At 73.6% G+C, this 19,060-nt stretch carries 17 protein-coding genes; 10 read left to right on the forward strand and 7 right to left on the reverse strand.

The window, feature by feature from the left end; genetic code table 11:
* Positions 1 to 78: 78 nt before the first annotated feature.
* Entirely contained in the window at positions 79 to 1,338 is a 1,260-nt protein-coding gene (gene nhaA / locus KDY119_RS05245) for a Na+/H+ antiporter NhaA (RefSeq protein ID WP_036952120.1), read from the reverse strand.
* A gap of 56 nt (positions 1,339 to 1,394) precedes the next feature.
* Positions 1,395 to 2,843 (reverse strand): amidase, encoded by a 1,449-nt coding sequence (locus KDY119_RS05250; protein ID WP_153022030.1) that lies wholly within the window; start codon positions 2,841 to 2,843, stop codon positions 1,395 to 1,397.
* A gap of 141 nt (positions 2,844 to 2,984) precedes the next feature.
* On the opposite strand from KDY119_RS05250, the gene KDY119_RS05255 reads away from it, so the two are divergent.
* From KDY119_RS05255 to KDY119_RS05265, 3 genes are all read left to right on the forward strand, one after another.
* Positions 2,985 to 3,656, forward strand: coding sequence for a PadR family transcriptional regulator (locus tag KDY119_RS05255; RefSeq protein ID WP_051136710.1), 672 nt, complete (start codon positions 2,985 to 2,987; stop codon positions 3,654 to 3,656).
* A complete protein-coding gene (locus KDY119_RS05260) occupies positions 3,653 to 5,293 on the forward strand; it encodes a DHA2 family efflux MFS transporter permease subunit (RefSeq protein ID WP_051136709.1) in 1,641 nt (546 codons plus the stop codon). The genes KDY119_RS05255 and KDY119_RS05260 overlap by 4 nt, the downstream gene beginning before the upstream one ends.
* A gap of 323 nt (positions 5,294 to 5,616) precedes the next feature.
* Complete coding sequence (locus KDY119_RS05265) at positions 5,617 to 6,966, forward strand: PhoH family protein (protein ID WP_036952925.1); 1,350 nt, start codon at positions 5,617 to 5,619, stop codon at positions 6,964 to 6,966.
* Here the strand turns inward: KDY119_RS05265 and KDY119_RS05270 are convergent.
* A complete protein-coding gene (locus KDY119_RS05270) occupies positions 6,935 to 7,915 on the reverse strand; it encodes a phosphotransferase family protein (RefSeq protein WP_148284217.1) in 981 nt (326 codons plus the stop codon). The two genes, KDY119_RS05265 and KDY119_RS05270, sit on opposite strands and share 32 nt — an antisense overlap.
* 51 nt (positions 7,916 to 7,966) lie before the next feature.
* Here KDY119_RS05270 and KDY119_RS18825 point away from each other — a divergent pair, with 51 nt between their 5' ends.
* Positions 7,967 to 9,013 carry a GNAT family N-acetyltransferase gene (locus tag KDY119_RS18825; protein ID WP_083890954.1) on the forward strand — a complete coding sequence of 349 codons (1,047 nt, stop codon included), beginning with the start codon at positions 7,967 to 7,969 and terminating at the stop codon, positions 9,011 to 9,013.
* Here the strand turns inward: KDY119_RS18825 and KDY119_RS05280 are convergent.
* Positions 8,986 to 10,134, reverse strand: coding sequence for an FUSC family protein (locus tag KDY119_RS05280; RefSeq protein ID WP_153022031.1), 1,149 nt, complete (start codon positions 10,132 to 10,134; stop codon positions 8,986 to 8,988). The genes KDY119_RS18825 and KDY119_RS05280 overlap by 28 nt on opposite strands.
* Before the next feature lie 71 nt (positions 10,135 to 10,205).
* Here KDY119_RS05280 and KDY119_RS05285 point away from each other — a divergent pair, with 71 nt between their 5' ends.
* From KDY119_RS05285 to KDY119_RS05295, 3 genes are all read left to right on the forward strand, one after another.
* The gene (locus KDY119_RS05285; protein WP_153022032.1) at positions 10,206 to 10,718 is read left to right on the forward strand and encodes a MarR family winged helix-turn-helix transcriptional regulator; all 513 of its coding nucleotides are present in this window, start codon (positions 10,206 to 10,208) and stop codon (positions 10,716 to 10,718) included.
* Between the two features lie 76 nt (positions 10,719 to 10,794).
* On the forward strand, positions 10,795 to 11,376 hold the full coding sequence (locus KDY119_RS05290; RefSeq protein ID WP_227994528.1) for a TetR/AcrR family transcriptional regulator: 582 nt from the start codon (positions 10,795 to 10,797) through the stop codon (positions 11,374 to 11,376).
* A complete protein-coding gene (locus KDY119_RS05295; RefSeq protein ID WP_227994529.1) occupies positions 11,373 to 12,761 on the forward strand; it encodes an MFS transporter in 1,389 nt (462 codons plus the stop codon). The genes KDY119_RS05290 and KDY119_RS05295 overlap by 4 nt, the downstream gene beginning before the upstream one ends.
* Before the next feature lie 78 nt (positions 12,762 to 12,839).
* Here the strand turns inward: KDY119_RS05295 and KDY119_RS05300 are convergent, their stop codons facing one another.
* The 3 genes from KDY119_RS05300 to KDY119_RS05310 all read right to left on the reverse strand — a co-directional run bounded on the left by KDY119_RS05300 (position 12,840) and on the right by KDY119_RS05310 (position 15,812).
* On the reverse strand, positions 12,840 to 14,276 hold the full coding sequence (locus KDY119_RS05300; protein WP_036952099.1) for a class II fumarate hydratase: 1,437 nt from the start codon (positions 14,274 to 14,276) through the stop codon (positions 12,840 to 12,842).
* A gap of 64 nt (positions 14,277 to 14,340) precedes the next feature.
* The gene (locus tag KDY119_RS05305; RefSeq protein WP_153022033.1) at positions 14,341 to 15,174 is read right to left on the reverse strand and encodes a TrmH family RNA methyltransferase; all 834 of its coding nucleotides are present in this window, start codon (positions 15,172 to 15,174) and stop codon (positions 14,341 to 14,343) included.
* Positions 15,174 to 15,812 (reverse strand): carbonic anhydrase, encoded by a 639-nt coding sequence (locus tag KDY119_RS05310; RefSeq protein WP_036952092.1) that lies wholly within the window; start codon positions 15,810 to 15,812, stop codon positions 15,174 to 15,176. Before KDY119_RS05310 ends, KDY119_RS05305 begins: the two co-directional genes overlap by 1 nt.
* Before the next feature lie 185 nt (positions 15,813 to 15,997).
* Between KDY119_RS05310 and KDY119_RS05315 the strand changes: the two genes are divergently transcribed.
* Genes KDY119_RS05315 through KDY119_RS05325 form a run of 3 tightly spaced genes read left to right on the forward strand, consistent with a single transcriptional unit; the run spans position 15,998 to position 19,037 of the window.
* Positions 15,998 to 17,251, forward strand: a complete 1,254-nt coding sequence (locus KDY119_RS05315; protein ID WP_051136772.1) for an extracellular solute-binding protein — start codon at positions 15,998 to 16,000, stop codon at positions 17,249 to 17,251.
* Positions 17,248 to 18,186 (forward strand): carbohydrate ABC transporter permease, encoded by a 939-nt coding sequence (locus tag KDY119_RS05320; protein WP_036952088.1) that lies wholly within the window; start codon positions 17,248 to 17,250, stop codon positions 18,184 to 18,186. Before KDY119_RS05315 ends, KDY119_RS05320 begins: the two co-directional genes overlap by 4 nt.
* Positions 18,186 to 19,037: a carbohydrate ABC transporter permease gene (locus KDY119_RS05325; RefSeq protein ID WP_036952086.1), complete on the forward strand. Its 852-nt coding sequence runs from the start codon at positions 18,186 to 18,188 to the stop codon at positions 19,035 to 19,037. The genes KDY119_RS05320 and KDY119_RS05325 overlap by 1 nt, the downstream gene beginning before the upstream one ends.
* The last annotated feature ends 23 nt before the right edge of the window (positions 19,038 to 19,060 follow it).

The raw sequence follows: 19,060 nt of genomic DNA on the forward strand, positions 1-19,060 counted from the left end.
GTCCTCCCAAAGACACTTCCCTCCTGCGTCGCTCAGGTTACGCCCGCGTAGGTCGCGGTACAGCGGGGCCACAGGCTGCTACGGCAGCTGCTCGTCGTCCGGGATCCCGTCCTCGTTGACGTCCGCGGGGCGTGCGCGCGCCGCGTCCCGGCGCAGCAGGACCGACGCGATCCCCGCCGAGACCACCGACGCGACCAGGACGGCGATCTTCGCCTGCGCGACGTGCACCGCGCCGTCCGGGGTCGTGGCGTCGAACGAGAGCTCGGCGACGAGCAGCGCGACGGTGAACCCGATGCCGGTGAGCGCGCCGACGGGCAGCATGTCGCGCAGCCCGACGCCGGGCGCGAGACGCAGCGGGGTGAGCCGGACCGCGAGCCAGGTCGTGCCGAGGACGCCGAGCGGCTTCCCGACGACGAGCCCCACGAGCACGCCGACCGCGACGTGCGACCCGAGCACGCTGCCACCGCCGACGCCCCCGACGACGGTGACCCCGGCGGCGAAGAACGCGAAGACGGGCAGCGCGACGCCGTTCGCGATGGGCCGCCAGGTGTGCTCGGCCCGCTCGGCCCGGCCCACCAGCTCGCCGTGCACCGCGCGTGTGGGGACAGCGAACCCGAGCAGCACGCCGGCGATCGTCGCGTGCACGCCGCTCGCGTGCACGAGCGCCCACGCGGCCACGGCGAGGGGGACGAGCAGCCACCAGGGTGCGCGTCGCAGCCGTGCCACGACCCCGAACGCGACGACGCACGCGAGCCCGCCGAGCAGTGCGCCGACCGCGACGTGGGCGGTCAGCACGAACGCGATGATCACGATGGCCAGCAGGTCGTCGACGACGGCGAGCGTCAGCAGGAACGTCCGCACGGGCGTCGGCAGACCCCGCCCGAACACGGCGAGCACCGCGAGCGCGAACGCGATGTCCGTCGCGGTCGGGACGGCCCACCCGGCCCGGGCGCCCCCGTCGTGGTCGAGCAGCGTCGTCGCGACGTAGAGCACCGCAGGCGCGGCCATGCCGCCGACGGCCGCGAGCACGGGGACGGCGGCCCGACGCGGGTCGCGCAGCGATCCGGCGACGACCTCCTGCTTGAGCTCGAGCCCGACGACGAAGAAGAAGATCGCGAGCAGCCCGTCGGACGCCCACGTGGCGAGGGTGAGGTCGAGGTGGACCCCGGCGAGCGCGTCGCCCCCGGGCACGGCGCCGACGACCGTCGCGTACGTCGCCCGCCAGGGCGTGTTCGCCCAGACGACCGCGACCACCGCGGACGCGAGGAGGAGCGCCCCGCCTCGGCGCTCGTCGGTGACGAAGCGGCGGATGCGGGTGAGCACGGAATCGCTGGGCACGGGACCTCCAGGCGCGCGGGAACGGACGCCGACCAGACTTCCCGGCTCACCGCACGTCAGGCTATCGGGTCGGGCGCCGTCCGGTCGTGCCACGGCTCCGCCGACTCGAGCTGGGCGGACAGGGCGAGCAGCAGCGCGTCGTCCCCGAGCCTGCCGGTGAGCATGACGCCGACCGGAAGCGGATCCTCGGTCCAGCCGAGCGGGAGGCTCACCGACGGCCGGCCCGTCAGGTTCGCGATGCTCGTCCACGGCGTGAACCGGCACTGCTCCGCGAAGTCGCCGGCGGGGTCGGTGTCGTCGCGGATCGACCCGATCGGGGCCGGGAGCTGCGCGAGCGTCGGCGTGAGGACGACGTCGAACGCGTCCCACGCCGTCGCGACCCGCTGCGTGACCCGCTGCATGCCGGCGAGCGCCTGCGCGTACGCGAGCCCGGTCTGCTCGCGCCCCGTCGCCCGCAACCAGCGGGTCAACGGGGTCAGCAGGTCTTCGGCCTCGGACGGGATCGGCGCCGACAGCGCCCCCACGGACCAGAGCGCGGCGAAAGCGTCCCAGTCGTCGGGCGGGAACGGCACGGGTGCCTCGGCGACGTCGTGACCGAGCGCGTCCAGGAGCGCGACGGCCTGGTCGACGGCGCGCAGGCACGCGGGGTCCACCTCGGCGTCGTCGGTGATCACCGGGGTCGTGAGCACCCCGACGCGGAGCGGCCGCGGCGGGGTGTCGCAGGCCGCGAGATAGCTCCCGGCCGGGCCCGGGCCGCCGGGGGCCACGAACGTGTCGCCCGGCCGGTTCACCGCCAGGACGCCGAGGAACGCGGCCGTGTCGCGCACGGTGCGGGTGAGGACGCCGTGCGCCGCCAGCCCGACGCCGTCCACCGCGTGCGGCCCCCAGCTCACCCGTCCCCGGCTCGGCTTGAGCCCGACGAGCCCGGTGGCGCTCGCGGGGATCCGCAGCGAGCCGCCGCCGTCGTTGCCGTGCGCGACGGGCACGATGCGGGCCGCCACGACCGCAGCCGCTCCGCCGCTCGACCCGCCGGCCGACCGGGCGAGGTCCCACGGCGTGCGGGCCGGCGGGGCGACGTCGGGCTCGGTGTAGGGCGGCAGCCCGAGCTCGGGGGTGTTGGTCTTGCCGACCATGACCGTCCCGGCCTCCCGCAGGAGCGTGACGACGCCGTCGTCCACGGGCGGGACGAACCCCTGGAGGGCGGCCGAGCCGGCTGCCATCGGTACCCCCGCGACCATCGTGAGGTCCTTGATCGGTAGGGGGACCCCGAGGAACCGGGGGAGCGCGCCGGTGGTGCCGTCGCGACGGGCGGCGGCGAGCGCGTCGTCGGCGGCGCGCGCCTGCGCTCGGGCGAGGTCGGGGGTGAGGGTGACGAACGCACCCACGGCCGGGCCGAGCCGTTCCGCGCGGTCGAGCGTGTGCTCGACCACGTCGGTCGCGGAGGTGTCGCCGCGGCGGAGCGAGGCCGCGAGGGCGAGGGCGTCGAGGTCGTGGAGCTCGGTCACGTCCCGACCCTAGCCGGGTGTGGGTGGGCGAGAGGAGGCTGGACGTCTTGACGGAGCCGGCCTCCGGATCTATATTCCTTGAGTCATTATTCCAACCGGAACACCCGCCGAACCCTTCGAGACTCCGCAAGGGGGTGACCGATGGCTCGCCGCGAGCTGTCCTCCATCGCGCTGATCGTGCTCGGCCTCCTCGACGAGGGGCCGCTGCACCCCTACGAGATCCTCCGGATCATGCGCAAGCACCGCGACGACCTGCGCGTCCCGACGAGCGTCGGGTCGATCTACCACGCCGTCGAGCGGCTCGAGCGCGAGGGGTACGTCGCACCCCTCGGCACCGACCGGGAGGGTGCGCGGCCCGAGCGCACCACCTACGAGATCACCGACGACGGCCGGGCCGAGCACCGGCGCCGCACGCGCGACCTGCTGCGCACCGTCACGTCCGAGTACCCGTCCTTCGACGTCGGGCTCGGCCAGGCGGACTCGCTCGGGGCCGACGAGGTGCAGGCGCTCCTCGGCGAACGCCTCGAGACCCTCCGGGACGGGCACGTCGCCGCCGACGCGGGTCTCCGCTCGGCCGTCGCCCGCGGCGTCCCGAGGCGCTTCCTGCTCGACGCGTTCTTCGAGCTCCACCAGCTCGGCGCGCAGATCGCCTGGATCGAGCGGACCGTCGCGGAGATCGCGTCGGGCGAGCTCGACTGGACGGCCCCGCACGTCGCGCCCGACGCGATCCCGGACCCCGACGGGCCCACCGGCACCGCAAGCAACCCGACCGACGACGCCGACGCGTCGTCCCCAGCGAAGGACCTCGTATGACCACCCCGCTCGTCGACCTCAAGGGTCGCAGCCCGTGGAGCGTGCTCCCGCCGCTCGTGATGGGCTTCTTCATGGTCATGGTCGACATGACCATCGTGAACATCGCCGTCCCCTCGATCCAGAAGTCGCTCGACGCCGACCTCACCTCGGTGGGCTGGGTGAACAGCGGCTACCTGCTCTCGTTCGCCGTCCTCATGCTGCCTGCGGGCCGTCTCGGCGACCGGTACGGCCCCCGGATGCTCTTCCTGTCCGGGCTCGTCGTCTTCACCGCCGCCTCCGCGCTCTGCGGCCTGGCCGACTCGATCAGCCTCCTCATCGCCGCCCGCGTCATCCAGGGCGTCGGGGCGGCGCTCATGACCCCACAGACGATGGCGGTCATCACGCGCGTCTTCCCCGCCAAGAGCCGCGGCGCCGCCCTCGGCATCTGGGGCATGGTCGCGGGCCTCGCCACCATCGCGGGGCCGGTCCTGGGCGGCTTCATCGTCGAGGACTGGGGCTGGGAGTGGATCTTCTACGTCAACATCCCCGTCGGCGTCGTCGCGATCGTCTACTCCGTGGTGACGGTGCCGCACCTGGAGACCCACAAGCGGTACTTCGACGTGGTCGGCACGCTGCTGGCGGTCGCCGGGCTGTTCCTCCTCGTCTTCGGCCTCCAGGAGGGCGAGAACTACGACTGGGGCAAGATCTGGGGCCCCGTCACGATCTGGGAGCTCATCGGCGCCGGGCTCGTCGTGCTGGGCGTGTTCCTCGTGTGGCAGCACCGGCTCGGCGACAAGGCGCTGCTGCCGCTGCGCCTCTTCCACTACCGGAACTTCTCGCTCGCCAACGTCTCGGCCTTCATGATCTCGTTCGCGATGCTCGGGATCTTCTTCCCGCTGACGATCTTCCTGCAGTCGATCCTCGGACTGAGCCCGCTCGCCGCCGCCATGGTCAACCTGCCGGCCTCGCTGCTGTCCGGCATCGTGGCGCCGTTCGCGGGTCGCCTGTCCGACCGCATCAACGGCAAGTGGGTCGTGGCGACCGGCTTCGGCTTCATCGCCGTCTCCCTGCTGCTCGTCTACTCGGTCCTCACCCCCGACGTCTCGGAGGCGACGCTGATCTGGTGCATGATCCCGTTCGGCATCGGCACCGGGCTGGTGTTCTCGCCCATGGTCAACCTCGCGACCGCGGGTCTCGACCACCGCACCGCGGGCGCCGGCGCGGGCGCGTTCAACACCATCCGCCAGGTCGGCAGCGTCGTGGGCTCCGCGGCCATCGTCGCGATGCTAACAGGACGGCTCGCGACCACCATCCCGAACGCTGCGCACGACGTCGCGGCGGGGCTGCCCGCCGACCTCCGGCAGCCCTTCGCCACGATCTTCTCGGGCGGCGACGTGTCGGCCGACACGATCCAGCAGGGCTTCCAGCCTCCCGCCGGGGTCACCGGCGAGGCGGCGAAGCGGATCGGCGCGGCCGCCCAGCAGGCCGTGGGAGACGGCTTCACCGTCGCGGTCAAGGACACGCTCCTGCTCGTCGTCGCCGCGCTCGTCGCCGGCGGCGTGGCCGCCCTGTTCATGTCGCCGACCCGGCGCGCGTCCGACGACGCGGTCCCGGCGGCCGGGGCCGGAGAGGCCTCGGAGGAGCCCGCGGCCGTCTGACCTGGGGCATCGTCCGACGGCCCGGTCCGCTCCCTGCGGGCCGGGCCGTCGGCGTACCCGGAGGCCCGGGTTAACTTCTCGTGACGGCTCGGCGACACGGGCGCCTCCTGCCGTGCCAGGCGAATCACACGGGCGTAGTTTGCCGACATGGGCGACGCCTCGTCGCCCACGGGAGGCCAGCCCATGAATCGTGCACCGCGAGCTCTCGCGGTCCAGGCGCGGGAGGGCCGGTCCCGGCCCGACGGCGTCGGGCACGGGCCGGCCGACCGCAGACCCGCATGAGGGAGCCTGCCGTGGACCAGACCTCGCCCGCCACGACGGAGATGTTCAGCACGACGGAGGCGCCAGGCGCGCCGGACGGTCGTCGGACGTTCGTCCTCGACACGTCGGTGCTCCTGTCCGACCCGCGCGCCATGCTCCGGTTCGCCGAGCACGACGTGGTCCTCCCGATCGTCGTCATCACCGAGCTCGAGGCCAAGCGCCACCACGCCGAGCTCGGGTACTTCGCCCGCAGCGCGCTCCGGCTCCTCGACGACTTGCGGGTCAAGAACGGGCGGCTCGACGCGCCGATCCCGGTCGGCGACGTGGGGGGGACGCTGCGCGTCGAGCTCAACCACACCGACCCGACGGTCCTGCCCGCGGGCTTCCGGCTCGGGGACAACGACACCCGGATCCTCTCGGTCGCGGCGAACCTCGCCTCCGAGGGTGCCGTCGTCACCGTCGTCTCCAAGGATCTGCCGATGCGGGTCAAGGCCTCGGCTGTCGGGCTGCGGGCCGAGGAGTACCGCGCCGAGCTGGCGGTCGACTCCGGCTGGACGGGGATGGCGGAGCTCGACCTGTCCGACGAGCAGATGAACCACCTGTGGGAGGCCGAGTCCGTCGAGCTCGCGTCGCTCGACCCCATGACCGTCGAGGCCGCGGCGCCCCTGCACTGCCACACCGGGCTCGTCCTGCACAGCCCGCGCGGCTCGGCGCTCGGCCGGGTCACCCCCGACAAGCACGTCCAGCTCGTCCGCGGGGACCAGGACGTCTTCGGGCTGCACGGGCGGTCCGCGGAGCAGCGGGTCGCGATCGACCTGCTGCTCGACGAGGCCGTCGGCATCGTCTCGCTCGGTGGACGCGCCGGGACCGGCAAGTCGGCGCTCGCGCTCTGCGCGGGCCTCGAGGCCGTCCTGGAGCGCGGGCAGCACCGCAAGGTCATGGTCTTCCGGCCGCTGTACGCCGTCGGCGGCCAGGAGCTCGGCTACCTGCCCGGGACCGAGAACGAGAAGATGAACCCCTGGGCGCAGGCCGTCTTCGACACGCTCGGCGCGATCGTGTCGCGTGAGGTCGTCGAGGAGGTCCTCGACCGCGACCTGCTCGAGGTCCTGCCCCTCACGCACATCCGCGGGCGCTCGCTGCACGACGCGTTCGTGATCGTCGACGAGGCGCAGTCGCTCGAACGGAACGTCCTGCTCACGGTGCTCTCGCGGATCGGGCAGAGCTCGCGGGTGGTGCTGACGCACGACGTCGCGCAGCGCGACAACCTGCGGGTCGGCCGGCACGACGGCGTCGCCGCGGTCATCGAGTCGCTCAAGGGGCACCCGCTGTTCGCGCACGTCACGCTGACCCGGTCCGAGCGGTCGGCGGTCGCGGCGCTCGTCACGGAGATGCTGGAGCAGATCGAGGTCTGAGCGTGGCGAGGAGCTGCTCGCGGGGCTTGGCGCCGTAGCGGGCGAGCTCGTCGGGCGTCGTGTCGTCGAGCCAGCCCCACCAGGTGCGCGAGCGGTTCACCGCGTGCACGACGCGCGCCGCGGACCAGAGCTCGTCGTCGACCTGGGTCTCCCACACCTCGGCCCACGCGTCCGTCACGACGGACGCGTGGGCACCGAGCCCCTGCTCCCGCAGCCAGAGGTGGGGCACGAGGAGGATCTCGAGCGGGTGGGACCACTGCCCGTCGCCGAGGTCGAAGAGCCGCATCGCGCCGGCCTCGGCGTACGCGTTCCCGGGGTGCAGGTCGCCGTGGTTCCAGGTGGCCGGCAGACCCGACGCGGCCAGAACCTCCGACGCGGCGACGACCTCGGCGCGGGCCGCGTCGAGCCGTGCGTCGTCCCGTGTCCCGAGGCGGCCCGGGTGGTCGGGCGGCAGCGCCCGCAGGAGCTCCCGCAGCTCGTCGAACCAGTCGACCGCCCGCTCGGGCGGGCAGTCGGGCAGCCCCGCGCCGAGGAGGAGGTCGCGGTGCGGGACGAGCGCCCGCTGGATCCGTCCGCCCTCGCGCACGAGCCCGCACCAGGCGTCGAGGGTCGGCGGGCCGTCGTCGCCCAGCGACGGTCCGTGGTCGGCCGTGAGCATCCAGCCGTGGTCCGGGTCGACGGCGAGCGGCGCCTGCACGGCGCCCGGGACGAGATCGGCCAGCACGTGCTGCAGGGCAGCCTCGAACGCGAAGTACGGCTGGTTCGCCTTGAACCAGACCGTCCCGCGGTCGGTCGGGAGGACGAGCTGGGTCGACCACGGCCGGACGCGCGGCTGCTCGGCCGGCCCGGTCACGGCCCGGCCCGCAGCCTCGAGGCGACCGGTCGCCCAGGCCACGGCATCGTCGCGCCACCGAGGGGTCGCGACTCGTTCGGAGAAGGCGGGCGTCATCGATCACTCCTGTCTCGGGCCGCGATTCGTCCGGGGCGGTACGGTGCGCGCATGCCCATCCTGCCCGGTCCGACCGTCGACCTCGCGGCGCTCTTCTCCGCGCCTGCGCCGCCCGTGCTGCGCGCTCGCGGCGGGCTGCGGCTGCGACCCTGGACGCCCGACGACGCCCCCGCCGTCCGCGCGGTATACGCGGACCCGGACGTCCGACGCTGGCACGCGCGCACCGTGGAGGACGACGATGAGGCACGAGAGCTGGTGGCGGGCTGGACGGGGGAGTGGGGCGCTCGCACCGGGGCGCACTGGGCCGTCGACGACGACGGTGGGGCGCTCGTGGGCCGCGTCACCCTGGTCGATGTCGACGGCCGCGACGGCACCGCCGAGATCGGATACTGGACGGCTCCGGACGCGCGGGGTCGCGGCGTCGCGACCGCCGCGGTCGAGGCGGTCGTCGGATGGGCGAAGGCGGGTGGCCTGCGGCGGCTCGAGATCGAGCACGCGGTGGGCAACGTGGCGTCGTGCCGGGTGGCGGCACGTTCCGGTTTCGCGTTGGAGGGCGTCGAGCGCGCGTCCGCGCTCCACGAGGACGGCTTCCACGACATGCACGTGCACGTGCTCTTCCCGCGGCCGGACGAGCGTCCGGGCTCGCCGGCGGCGCTGGGGTCCGCGGGCGTCGTCGTCCGGTCGGCGCAGTGCGGGGACGCCGCGGCGCTCTGGCCGCTGGTCGATGGCTTCGCCAGCACGGCGACGCCCACGCGCGCCGGCTTCGCGACGGCGCTCGCCGCGACCGTGATCCGTCCGGACGCACGTGTCCTGGTCGCGGAGGCGGGCGGCGCCGTCGTCGGCTACCTGCTCGCCCAGCTCCAGCCGACGTTCTTCGCCGACGCCCCGGTCGCGTGGGTGCAGGAGGTCGTGGTCGCCGCGGACCGGCGGGGGACGGGCGGCGTCGGGCGTGCGTTGGTGCGGGCCGTCGAGGCCTGGGCGGCCGAGTGCGGCGCGGCCTACGTGTCGCTCGCGTCGCGCCGGGCAGGGGACTTCTACCGCGCGATCGGGTACGACGCGTCCGCGACGTTCTACAAGCGCGCGGTCGAGGGCGCCTGAACCGGGCGCTCGCGGAACGGTACGACGAGCACGACGATCACCCCGACGACGACGCCCAGGAGGGTGTCGACGGCGCGGTCGGCGGCGAGCGTGCCCGCGTCGACAACGCCGCTGAGCGACGACATGAGCAGCGCCATCGGGGTGATGGTGAGCATCGCGACGGCGTAGTTGCGGACGACGATCAGCTCGGTGACGACCTGCAGCGCCGCGACGACGAGCGCGAGCACCCAGAACGACAGGTGCGCGTCGAGGACGAGCCAGGCGAGGACTGCACCGGCGGCTGTCCCGGCGCCGCGGTGGAGCGCCCGCACGACCATGTGGCTGCGGGACACGCCCTGCAGCACCGCGGTCGCGCCGACGGCGGCCCAGCCCGGGTGCCCGAGCCCGACGGACTGCGCGACCACCGCACCGACGAGGGAGCCGACGCCGGTCCGGAGCGCCTCGGCGTGCCACGCCGGCACGGGCGGGTGGGCGGGCAGCAGCGGCGAGCGCTCCTGCACCCGCCTGGCGACGGCGCGAACCGCCGGGATCGCCGCGACGAGGAGCGCCAGCACCACACCGGTGGCCGTCGCGAGGCTCCGTGCTCCGATGCCCCCCACGGTGGCCGGGGCGGTCAGGCCGCCGGCCGCGGCGAAGACCACGAGCGTGGGGCCGGGCGGGCCGGTGCGGAACCAGGCCGTGCCCGCGCACGCGAGCGCCGCGATCAGTCCCAGGGCGACGGGGACGGTCCACGCCTCGAGGGTCGCCGACCCGGTGCTCGCCACGAGCCAGCCGGTGCCGCTCGCCAGCGCCATGGTCGCGACCTGCAGGACGCCGGCGCCGCCCACGACCGTCAGGCGCGCGACCGGGTCCGCGAGCCGCCCGTACACGGCGACGATCGCCCCGAGCGCGGCGAACCCGGCGAGCTCGCGGTGCCCGATGGCAGCGAGGAGCGCGAGGGCGGCGAGGACCGTCAGGCCGGCGCGCAGGGCGACGCCGAGGTCGGCGCGCCCGTTCCCGGGGTTGACGGTGAGGGTGGCCTGCCACGTGCGCTGCAGGTGGTGGCGCGCCGTCGCGCGCGCGGTCGGCGGCGAGACGGTGCGGGAGGTGCGGTCGGCGGGTCGGGTCGGGGCAAGAGTCATCGGCACCAGTCTAGCCGTTCGTTCATCGATAATTTACTAGTGAAGGAACAAAGAATCGTATCCTTGCTCACATGGAGGCTCGAGAGGACGGTCACCACGACTACGTCGACCGGCTGCGCGCCCAGTGGGGCGAGCGGATCCCCGGCCTCGACACCTCGCCCGCCGAGGTCGTGGCGCGCGTCCTGCGGATCGGGGCCCTCGTCGGGCACGCTCACGACCGCGCGCTCGACGAGGAGGGGCTGACGCGCGGGGAGTTCGAGCTGCTTGCGGCCCTCCGGCGCGCCGACCACCCGCTGCGGGCGCGGGAGATCACGACGGTCACCGAGAGCCCGGGCGCCTCGATCACGAAGCGCCTCGACCGGCTCGAGCGCGCGGGCCTCGTCGAGCGGACCGTGCCCGAGCGGGACCGCCGCGGCGTCCTCGTCGCGCTCACGGCCGCGGGGATCGCGCTCGTCGACCGTCTCTTCCCCGAGCAGGTCGCGCGCGAGGCGGCCGCCGTCTCGGCGCTCTCCGTGGACGAACGGGATCAGCTCGGCGCGCTGCTCGGGGTGGTGCTGCGCACGCTCGACCCCGTGGCCTACTGACCTCGACCGCGCCGCCTCGACACCGCGCCGTCGGGGGGCTTGAGTTAGTAGTCACTAACTAGTAACTTCACCTCCTGTGACAGAGCGGATGACGAGGGAGGCGCGCCGCGCGCAGCTGCTTGCGATCGCTGCGAGAGAGTTCGCGGCGCACGGGCTGCACGGCGCCTCGGTCGAGGCGGTCGCGCGCGAGGCAGGGATCACCCAGGCGTACGTGTTCCGCATGTTCGGCACCAAGAAGGCGCTGTTCCTCGAGCTCGTCGGAGCCGCGTTCGACCGGTTCAGCGACGGCATGCGCGACGCCGCAGCCGCGCTGCCGGACGGGTCGGACGGCCTCGACGCGCTGAGCCGGATGGGCGCGCGCTACGACGAGCTGCTCGCCGACCGGACCACCCTGCTCCTCCAGCTCCAGGGCTTCGCGGCCTGCGGCGACGACGAGGTCCGCGACGTCGTGCGGTCCCGGTTCGCGCGCCTGTGGGACGCGGTCGCGACGACCGGGCTCGACGACGTGACCCTCAAGTCGTTCCTCGCCTTCGGGATGCTGCTCAACAGCGGCGCGGCGCTCGCTGCGGCGGACGTCGACGAGCCGTGGGCCCGTGGGATCCGGACCCGCATCCGGCCCGGGCTGTTCGAGCACGTCACGACGGCGACCAACCGGTGAGCGACCCGGCGCCCGGACGTCGGCTCGAGCGCTCCCTCGTGGCGGTCGCCCTCGGTATGGCCGTCGTCGGGAGCGTCGGGGCTCCGCTGATCACGTCGGTCGCGACGTCGACAGGGGTGTCACTGGCCGCCGCGCAGTGGACCCTGACCGTCACGCTCTTCACCGGTGCGATCGCGAGCCCGGTGCTCGGGAGGCTCGGTGCCGGGTCCCGGCGCCGGGCGACGGTCCTGCTCGGGATCTCGGCCGTCGTCGTGGGCGGCGTCCTCACGGCCCTGCCGTGGGGTTTCGCCCTGCTCCTCGTCGGCCGAGGGCTCCAGGGCCTCGGGCTCGGGGTCGGGGCGCTGCTCATGGGGATCGCCCGGGACCGGCTGCCCGCCGACCGGGCGGCGTCGACGATCGGCACCCTCGCGGTCGCGTCGACCGTGGGCATCGGGGTCGGGTACCCGTTCGTCGGGCTCGTCGACCAGCTCGCGGGGCTGCGGGCGGCGTACGGGGTCGGGCTGTTCCTCGCTCTCGCTGCCCTGCTCGTGGCCTGGCGCACGCTCCCGCCCGACACGCCGGGTCCGTCGGCCCGGGTGGACGTCGCCGGTGCCGCGTTGCTCGGGACCGGCACGGCCGGGGTGCTCCTGCTCGTCGCGGCCCCGGGCGTCTGGAGCGCGCCGCGGCGAGGGCTCGCCCTGCTCGTGGGCGCCGTCGTCGCGCTGGGGGCGTGGGTCGCCGTCGAGCTGCGGGCCGAGGCCCCGCTCGTCGATCTGCGGGTCGTCGGGCGCGGACCGGTCGTCCGCGCGAACGCGGCCACCCTCGTCTTGGGCGTCGCCATGTACCTGCTGTTCAGCCTCCTGACCCGCTACGCGCAGACGCCGGCCTCGGCGGGCTACGGGTTCGGCCTGTCCGGCGTCGCGGCCGGGGCCGCCCTCATCCCGTTCTCGGTGCTCGGCTTCGCAGCCGGGCGCCTGGTGCCCTGCTCCGTGCGGCGGGCCGGGGCGCGCGGCACCTTCGCGGTCGGGCTGCTCGCGGTCGCGGCGGCCGCGGCGCTGCTCGCGGTCGCGCCGGGCACGCCGGCCGTGCTGCTGGCCGCGATGGCTGTCCTCGGACTGGGCGTCGGCGGCGTGTCCGCCGTCATGCCGCAGCTCTCGCTCGTCGGGGTCCCGGTATCGGAGACGGCGAGCGTGCTCTCGGTCAGCCAGGTCGTGCGGGCCGTCGGCTTCAGCATGGGCAGCGCGCTCGCGGGCGCCCTCCTCGCGGCCGCGACGCCGACGGGTGCCCTGGTGCCGCCCGAGCACGGCTACGTGACCGCGGCCCTGTGGGGGCTGCCGCTCGTCGCGCTGAGCGCGTTGCCGCTCCTCGCCCGGCGGCGTCGCCCCCGTTCCGTCCGTGCCGGGTGACCGCACGGCGGCCGGAGGGACGACGAGAGCGGAGTCCGGTGGAAGGTCAACCCTGGCCCCGCTCTCGTCGGACCGCGCTCAGCCCTGCGGCGGCCTCGTCATGGAGAGCACGTCCAGCGCCGTGTCGAGCTGCTCGAGGGTGACCTCGCCCCGCTCCACGAACCCGAGGTCGACCACGGCCTGGCGGACGGTGACCCCGGACGCGACGGCGTGCTTGGCGACCTTGGCGGCGGCCTCGTACCCGATGACGCGGTTGAGGGGAGTGACGATGGACGGCGACGACTCGGCGTACGCGCGGGCCTTGTCGACGTTGGCCTCGAGCCCGGCGACCGTCTTGTCGGCCAGGACGCGGGACGCGTTGGTGAGGAGACGCAGCGACTCGAGGACGCCCTGGGCGATCACGGGGATCTGGACGTTGAGCTCGAACGAGCCGCTGGCCCCGGCCCAGGCGACCGTCGCGTCGTTCCCGACGACGCGAGCGGCGACCATCAGGACGGCCTCGGGGATGACGGGGTTGACCTTGCCCGGCATGATCGACGATCCCGGCTGCAGGTCGGGGATGGCGAGCTCGCCGAGCCCGGTGTTGGGGCCGGAGCCCATCCAGCGCAGGTCGTTGCAGATCTTGGTCAGGCTCACGGCGACGGTGCGCAGCGCGCCGGAGAGCTCGACGAGCCCGTCGCGGGCGCCCTGGGCCTCGAAGTGGTCGCGGGCCTCGGTGAGCGGCAGGTCGGTGTCCTCGCGCAGGAGCGCGATGACACGCTGCGGGAACCCGGCGGGCGTGTTGATGCCGGTGCCGACGGCGGTGCCGCCGAGCGGGACTTCGGCGACGCGGGGGAGCGCGGACTCGAGGCGCTCGATCCCGTACCGGATCGCGGCGGCGTAGCCGCCGAACTCCTGGCCGAGGGTGACGGGGGTGGCGTCCATGAGGTGGGTGCGGCCCGACTTCACGACGCCGGCCCACGCGTCGCGCTTGGCCTCGAGGGCCTCGGCGAGGTGGCCGAGCGCGGGCACGAGGTCGCGGACGACGCCCGCCGTCGCGGCGACGTGCACGGACGTCGGGAAGACGTCGTTGGAGGACTGCGACGCGTTGACGTGGTCGTTCGGGTGGACGTCGCGGCCGAGGCTGCGGGTGGCGAGCGTCGCGAGGACCTCGTTGGTGTTCATGTTCGACGACGTGCCGGAGCCCGTCTGGTAGACGTCGACGGGGAAGTCGCCGTCGTGCGCGCCGGACGCGACGGCGTCGGCGGCGGCGACGATCGCGTCGGCGACGTCCTGGTCGAGCACGCCGAGCTCGGCGTTGGCGCGGGCCGCGGCCTTCTTGATGCGTGCGAGCGCCTCGATGTGCGAGCGCTCGAGGGGCGTGCCGGAGATGGGGAAGTTCTCGACGGCGCGCTGCGTCTGGGCCCGGTACAGGGCGGCCGCGGGGACGCGGACCTCGCCCATCGTGTCGTGCTCGATGCGGTACTCGGGGGTACCCGTGCTGTCGCCCTCGACTGCGGTCGGTGAAGAAGTCATGCTCCCTATCGTGCCGCAGGCGACGGGGTGCCCCCGCGCGTGCGTCGGGTCGGTGTGAGCGGTGTCACACGGGCGGGCGCTGGGTCGTCCCCCGCTGCCGCAGCGACTCGTACAGCACGACGGCGGTCGCGCTCGCCATGTTGAGCGAGCTCGCCGCGCTCGCCCGCATGGGGATCCGGGCGACGACGTCGCACGCGTCGCGCCACTGCGCGCTGAGCCCGCGCGTCTCGTTGCCAGTCACGACGAGCGTCGGGAGCGTGAGGTCGACGTCGGCGAGCTCGACGTCGCCCGCCTCGTCGGTGCCGACGACCTGGAGCGGGGTCCCGGTGTCGAGCGCGTCGACGACGACGCCCGCGGACGCCGCGGTCACGACCGGCACCGCGAACACCGACCCGGTGCTCGCGCGGACGGCCTTCGGGTCGTACGGGTCGGCCGCGTGCCCGGTCACGACGACGCCGTGCCCACCGAACGCGTCGACGGACCGTGCGACCGTGCCCACGTTGCCGGGGCTCGTGGGCCGGTCGAGCGCCACCGCGAGGAGGGGCGCGCCGTCGTCGGCCGCGCGGGCGGGGAGGCGCGCGAGGTCGTCACCCGGCAGGGCGACGACGGCCAGCACCTCGGGGGCGGAGTCCTCCTTGCCGCCGAGCTCGCGCAGGAGCTCGGGTGCGACCGCGTACCGCGGGGCGCGCACGCGGGCCGTGAGCTCGCTGGCCCACGACGACAACGCGCGGTCGCCGTCGACGAGCCACTCGCGCACCGCGAGCCCCGACTCGACCGCGACCGTGAGGGGCCGCACGCCCTGGACCAGGACGTGCCCGGCGCGGTGCCGCTTGGTGCGGTTGGTCAGCAGCGTCTCCCACTGCTGGAAGGTCGCGTTGCGGACGGTGACGCGGCGCATCAGGCGACCGGGGTCTCGCCCACGTCGCCCGCGACCGCGACGAGCCGGGCCTCGCCCTCCCGCAGGTCGTACTCGACCCCGACGATCGCGCAGCGACCCTCGTCGACCGCGGTGCGCAGGGCCGCCGAGTAGGCCGGCAGCGCGGCGACCGTGTGGCGCACGTGCGCGCTCAGGAGCAGTGCCTCGTCCATCGCGGCGAACGCCTCGGGGCCCTGGGCGGTGAGGCCGACGATCGACGGGATCACGCCGTCCGTCACGGCGCGGACGAACCCGGGCGGTTCCTCGCCCGTCCGGAGCGTGCTGGCGGCGGCGGCGACCGCGCCGCACGAGCTGTGGCCCAGCACGACGACGAGGTTCGCGCCGAGGATCTCCACGCCGAACTCGATCGAGCCGAGCACAGCCGGGTCGACCACGTGGCCGGCGTTCCGGACGACGAACAGGTCGCCGAGGCCCTGGTCGAAGATGAGCTCCGACGCGACGCGCGAGTCCGAGCAGCCGAACACGACGCCGAAGGGGTGCTGAGCGAGCGCGGTCTCCTGTCGGCGCGTCGTGTCCTGGGACGGGTGCGCCATCTCGTCGCGGACGAACCGGGCGTTGCCTTCGCGCAGCGCGGACCAGGACTCGGCAGGTGTGGGCATGGGGCCCATCCTCGCGCACGAGCGCCGCAGGTGCGGCGTCGTCTCACGGGTGCCACCCTGGAGAAGGACCGGACCGGTGCCGGACGAAGGGGACGACACCGCCGTCGCCTCCGGGGGGAGTGGTGAGGGTGCACAGCTGGCAAGGCCGCACGCGGCGTCGTCGGTGGCTCGCCGTGGGGCTCACGATGGGGCTCGTCGCGCCGCTCGCTGCGTGCGCGTCGACGGGCTCGGGTGTGCCGACGCTCGACTGGTACATCAACCCCGACAACGGCGGGCAGGCGAAGATCGCCCAGCAGTGCTCCGACGCCTCGGACGGCAAGTACCGGATCGTGACCCAGCTCCTCCCGCGCGACGCGGCGTCGCAGCGCGAACAGCTCGCCAGGCGCCTCGCGGCGCACGACTCGTCGATCGCGCTCATGAGTCTCGACCCCGTCGTCGTGCCGGAGTTCGCCGAGGCGGGGTTCCTCGCCCCCGTGCCCGACGACGTCGCGTCCGCCTCGACCGACGGCGTCGCCAAGGGCGCGGTGGCCGCGTCCACGTGGCGCGACAAGATCGTCGCGCTCCCGTTCTGGGCCAACACGCAGCTCCTCTGGTACCGCAAGTCGGTCGCGAAGGCGGCCGGCCTGGACATGTCGAAGCCCGTCACGTGGGACCAGCTCATCGACGCGGCGAAGAAGACGGACAAGCTGCTCGCCGTCCAGGGCGCCAAGGCGGAGTCGCTCACGGTCTGGATCAACGCGCTCATCGCCTCCGCGGGCGGGGAGATCCTCACGAACCCGGAGGCGTCCGCCGACGACGCCAAGCTCGGGCTCGACACCCCGGAGGGCAAGGCCGCGGCGACGATCATGCAGAAGATCGGGACGTCCGGCGTCGGGGGGCCGGGCCTCCCGAGCGAGGACGAGCCCGCGTCGCTCACGCTCTTCCAGGGGACCAACGGCTCGTTCATGGTGAACTGGCCGTTCGTCTGGACCTCGACGCAGACCGCGGTCCAGAGCGGGTCGCTCGACCAGTCGGTGCTCGACGACATCGGGTGGGCCGAGTACCCGCAGACCACCGAGGGAAAGCAGGCGCGGCCGCCGTTCGGCGGGATCAGCCTCGGCGTCGGCGCCTTCACGTCGCACACCGACCTCGCGTTCGACGCCGCGCAGTGCATCGTCAGCCCCGAGCACCAGGCGCAGTACTTCATCTCGGACGGGAACCCGGCCGCGAGCCTCAAGGCCTATGACGACCCCAAGGTCCAGAAGGCGTACCCGATGTACGCGCTGATCCGGAAGTCGCTCGAGGACGCGGCCCCGCGGCCGCAGACCCCGTTCTACAACCAGATCTCCACCGGGCTGCAGCGCACCTGGTACCCGGTGAACCGGATCGACCCGGACACGACGCCACGCACGTCCTCCGACTTCATCACCGCCGTGCTGCGAGGGGACCGACTGCTATGACCGCGACCACCGCGCAGGCCCACCACAAGGCGAAGGCCAGCGACCGCGCGAAGGCCGAGGCGCGGCTCGGCTGGTACCTCGCCGGTCCGGCGTTCGTGGTGATGCTTGCCGTCACCGCGTACCCGATCGTGCAGGCCGTCTACGACTCGCTGTTCCGCGACCAGCTCACCGACCCGAGCGGCCGCAAGTTCATCGGCCTGCGCAACTACTGGGTGATCCTCACCGACCCCGTGTGGTGGCAGGCGTTCTGGACGACGATCCTCATCACCGTCATCACGGTGATCGCCGAGCTGATCCTCGGGTTCGCGCTCGCGTTCGTCATGCACCGCGCGGTCCGCGGCCTGCGGGGTCTGCTCCGCACGGCGATCCTCGTGCCCTACGGGATCATCACGGTCGTCTCGGCGTTCGCGTGGTTCTACGCGTTCGACATCACCTCGGGCTACGTCAACCACTGGTTCGACTGGGTGCCCGGCATCAGCCCGGACCTCAACTGGTTCGCGAGCCGCGGCACGTCGCTGTTCGTCATCATGGCGTCCGAGGTGTGGAAGACGACGCCGTTCATCTCGCTCCTCCTGCTCGCCGGCCTCGCGCAGGTGCCGGGCGACCTCGAGGAGGCCGCGGAGGTCGACGGCGCGACCGCGTGGCAGCGGCTCATGCGCGTGATCATCCCCAACATGAAGGCCGCGATCATGGTCGCGGTCCTGTTCCGCGCGCTCGACGCGTTCCGCATCTTCGACAACGTCTTCATCATGACGAAGGGCGCCAACGGCACCGAGGTGCTGTCGCTGCTCGCCTACCGACAATCGATCAGCCAGCTCCAGATCGGGCTCGGCGCCGCGGTCTCGGTGCTGCTGTTCCTGTGCGTCGTCGGCATCTGCTTCATCGCGATCAAGCTCTTCAAGGTCGATCTGGCCGGAGCGAGGGGGGAGTCCTGATGCGCACCGCGCTCACCGCCCGGCAGCGGTTCTGGTGGACGGTCATCGCCGTCGTCGTCATCGTGTTCGCGCTGTTCCCCGTGGCGTCGATCGTCGCGACGAGCTTCAAGTCGTCCTCCGAGATCAACTCCGGGACGTTCCTCCCGCCGCACTGGAGCACCGAGAACTACCAGCAGATCCTCTCGTCGGGAGGCAGCGCCCAGACGCTGTTCCTGTCGGCGCTGCGGAACTCGATCGGCATCTCGCTGATCTCGACGTTCGTGGCCGTCGTGCTCGCGACCGTCGCCGCGTACGCCATCGCGCGCCTCGACTTCCCGGGCAAGCGGATCATCCTCACCACTGCGCTCGGCGTGTCGATCTTCCCCGTGGTGTCGCTGGTCACGCCGCTGTTCAACCTCTGGCGCGAGATCGGCCTCTACGACACGTGGCTCGGCCTGATCATCCCGTACCTGTCCCTGACGCTCCCGATCTCCATCTGGACGCTCGCCGCGTTCTTCCGGCAGATCCCGTGGGAGCTCGAGCAGGCCGCCGAGGTCGACGGGGCCACGCCCTGGCAGGCGTTCCGCAAGGCCATCGTCCCGCTCGCCGCGCCCGGCGTGTTCACGACCGCGCTCATCGCGTTCTTCATCGCCTGGAACGACTTCGTCTACGGGATCTCGCTGACGTCGTCCGACCGCGCACGGCCCGTCCCGGCGGCGCTCGCGTTCTTCACCGGCGCCTCCTACTTCGAACAGCCCACCGGGGCGATCTCGGCGGCCGCCGTGGTCGTCACGATCCCCGTGGTGATCCTCGTCATCCTCTTCCAGCGCCAGATCGTGTCCGGCCTGACCCAGGGAGCGGTGAAGGGATGACCCACCCACGCGACCGAGGAGCT

The sequence above is a fragment of the Luteimicrobium xylanilyticum genome, from assembly GCF_009429125.1.
Classification (GTDB): Bacteria; Actinomycetota; Actinomycetes; order Actinomycetales; family Cellulomonadaceae; genus Luteimicrobium; species Luteimicrobium xylanilyticum.

Excerpts from the sequence above, each read along its gene's own strand:
- KDY119_RS05255 (WP_051136710.1), top strand. The coding sequence starts at position 2,985 with ATGGCTCGCCGCGAGCTGTCCTCCATCGCGCTGATCGTGCTCGGCCTC.
- KDY119_RS05260 (WP_051136709.1), top strand. The coding sequence starts at position 3,653 with ATGACCACCCCGCTCGTCGACCTCAAGGGTCGCAGCCCGTGGAGCGTG.
- KDY119_RS05265 (WP_036952925.1), top strand. The coding sequence starts at position 5,617 with ATGTTCAGCACGACGGAGGCGCCAGGCGCGCCGGACGGTCGTCGGACG.
- KDY119_RS05270 (WP_148284217.1), bottom strand. The coding sequence starts at position 7,915 with ATGACGCCCGCCTTCTCCGAACGAGTCGCGACCCCTCGGTGGCGCGAC.
- KDY119_RS18825 (WP_083890954.1), top strand. The coding sequence starts at position 7,967 with ATGCCCATCCTGCCCGGTCCGACCGTCGACCTCGCGGCGCTCTTCTCC.
- KDY119_RS05280 (WP_153022031.1), bottom strand. The coding sequence starts at position 10,134 with ATGACTCTTGCCCCGACCCGACCCGCCGACCGCACCTCCCGCACCGTC.
- KDY119_RS05285 (WP_153022032.1), top strand. The coding sequence starts at position 10,206 with ATGGAGGCTCGAGAGGACGGTCACCACGACTACGTCGACCGGCTGCGC.
- KDY119_RS05300 (WP_036952099.1), bottom strand. The coding sequence starts at position 14,276 with ATGACTTCTTCACCGACCGCAGTCGAGGGCGACAGCACGGGTACCCCC.
- KDY119_RS05305 (WP_153022033.1), bottom strand. The coding sequence starts at position 15,174 with ATGCGCCGCGTCACCGTCCGCAACGCGACCTTCCAGCAGTGGGAGACG.
- KDY119_RS05310 (WP_036952092.1), bottom strand. The coding sequence starts at position 15,812 with ATGCCCACACCTGCCGAGTCCTGGTCCGCGCTGCGCGAAGGCAACGCC.
- KDY119_RS05315 (WP_051136772.1), top strand. The coding sequence starts at position 15,998 with ATGGGGCTCGTCGCGCCGCTCGCTGCGTGCGCGTCGACGGGCTCGGGT.
- KDY119_RS05320 (WP_036952088.1), top strand. The coding sequence starts at position 17,248 with ATGACCGCGACCACCGCGCAGGCCCACCACAAGGCGAAGGCCAGCGAC.
- KDY119_RS05325 (WP_036952086.1), top strand. The coding sequence starts at position 18,186 with ATGCGCACCGCGCTCACCGCCCGGCAGCGGTTCTGGTGGACGGTCATC.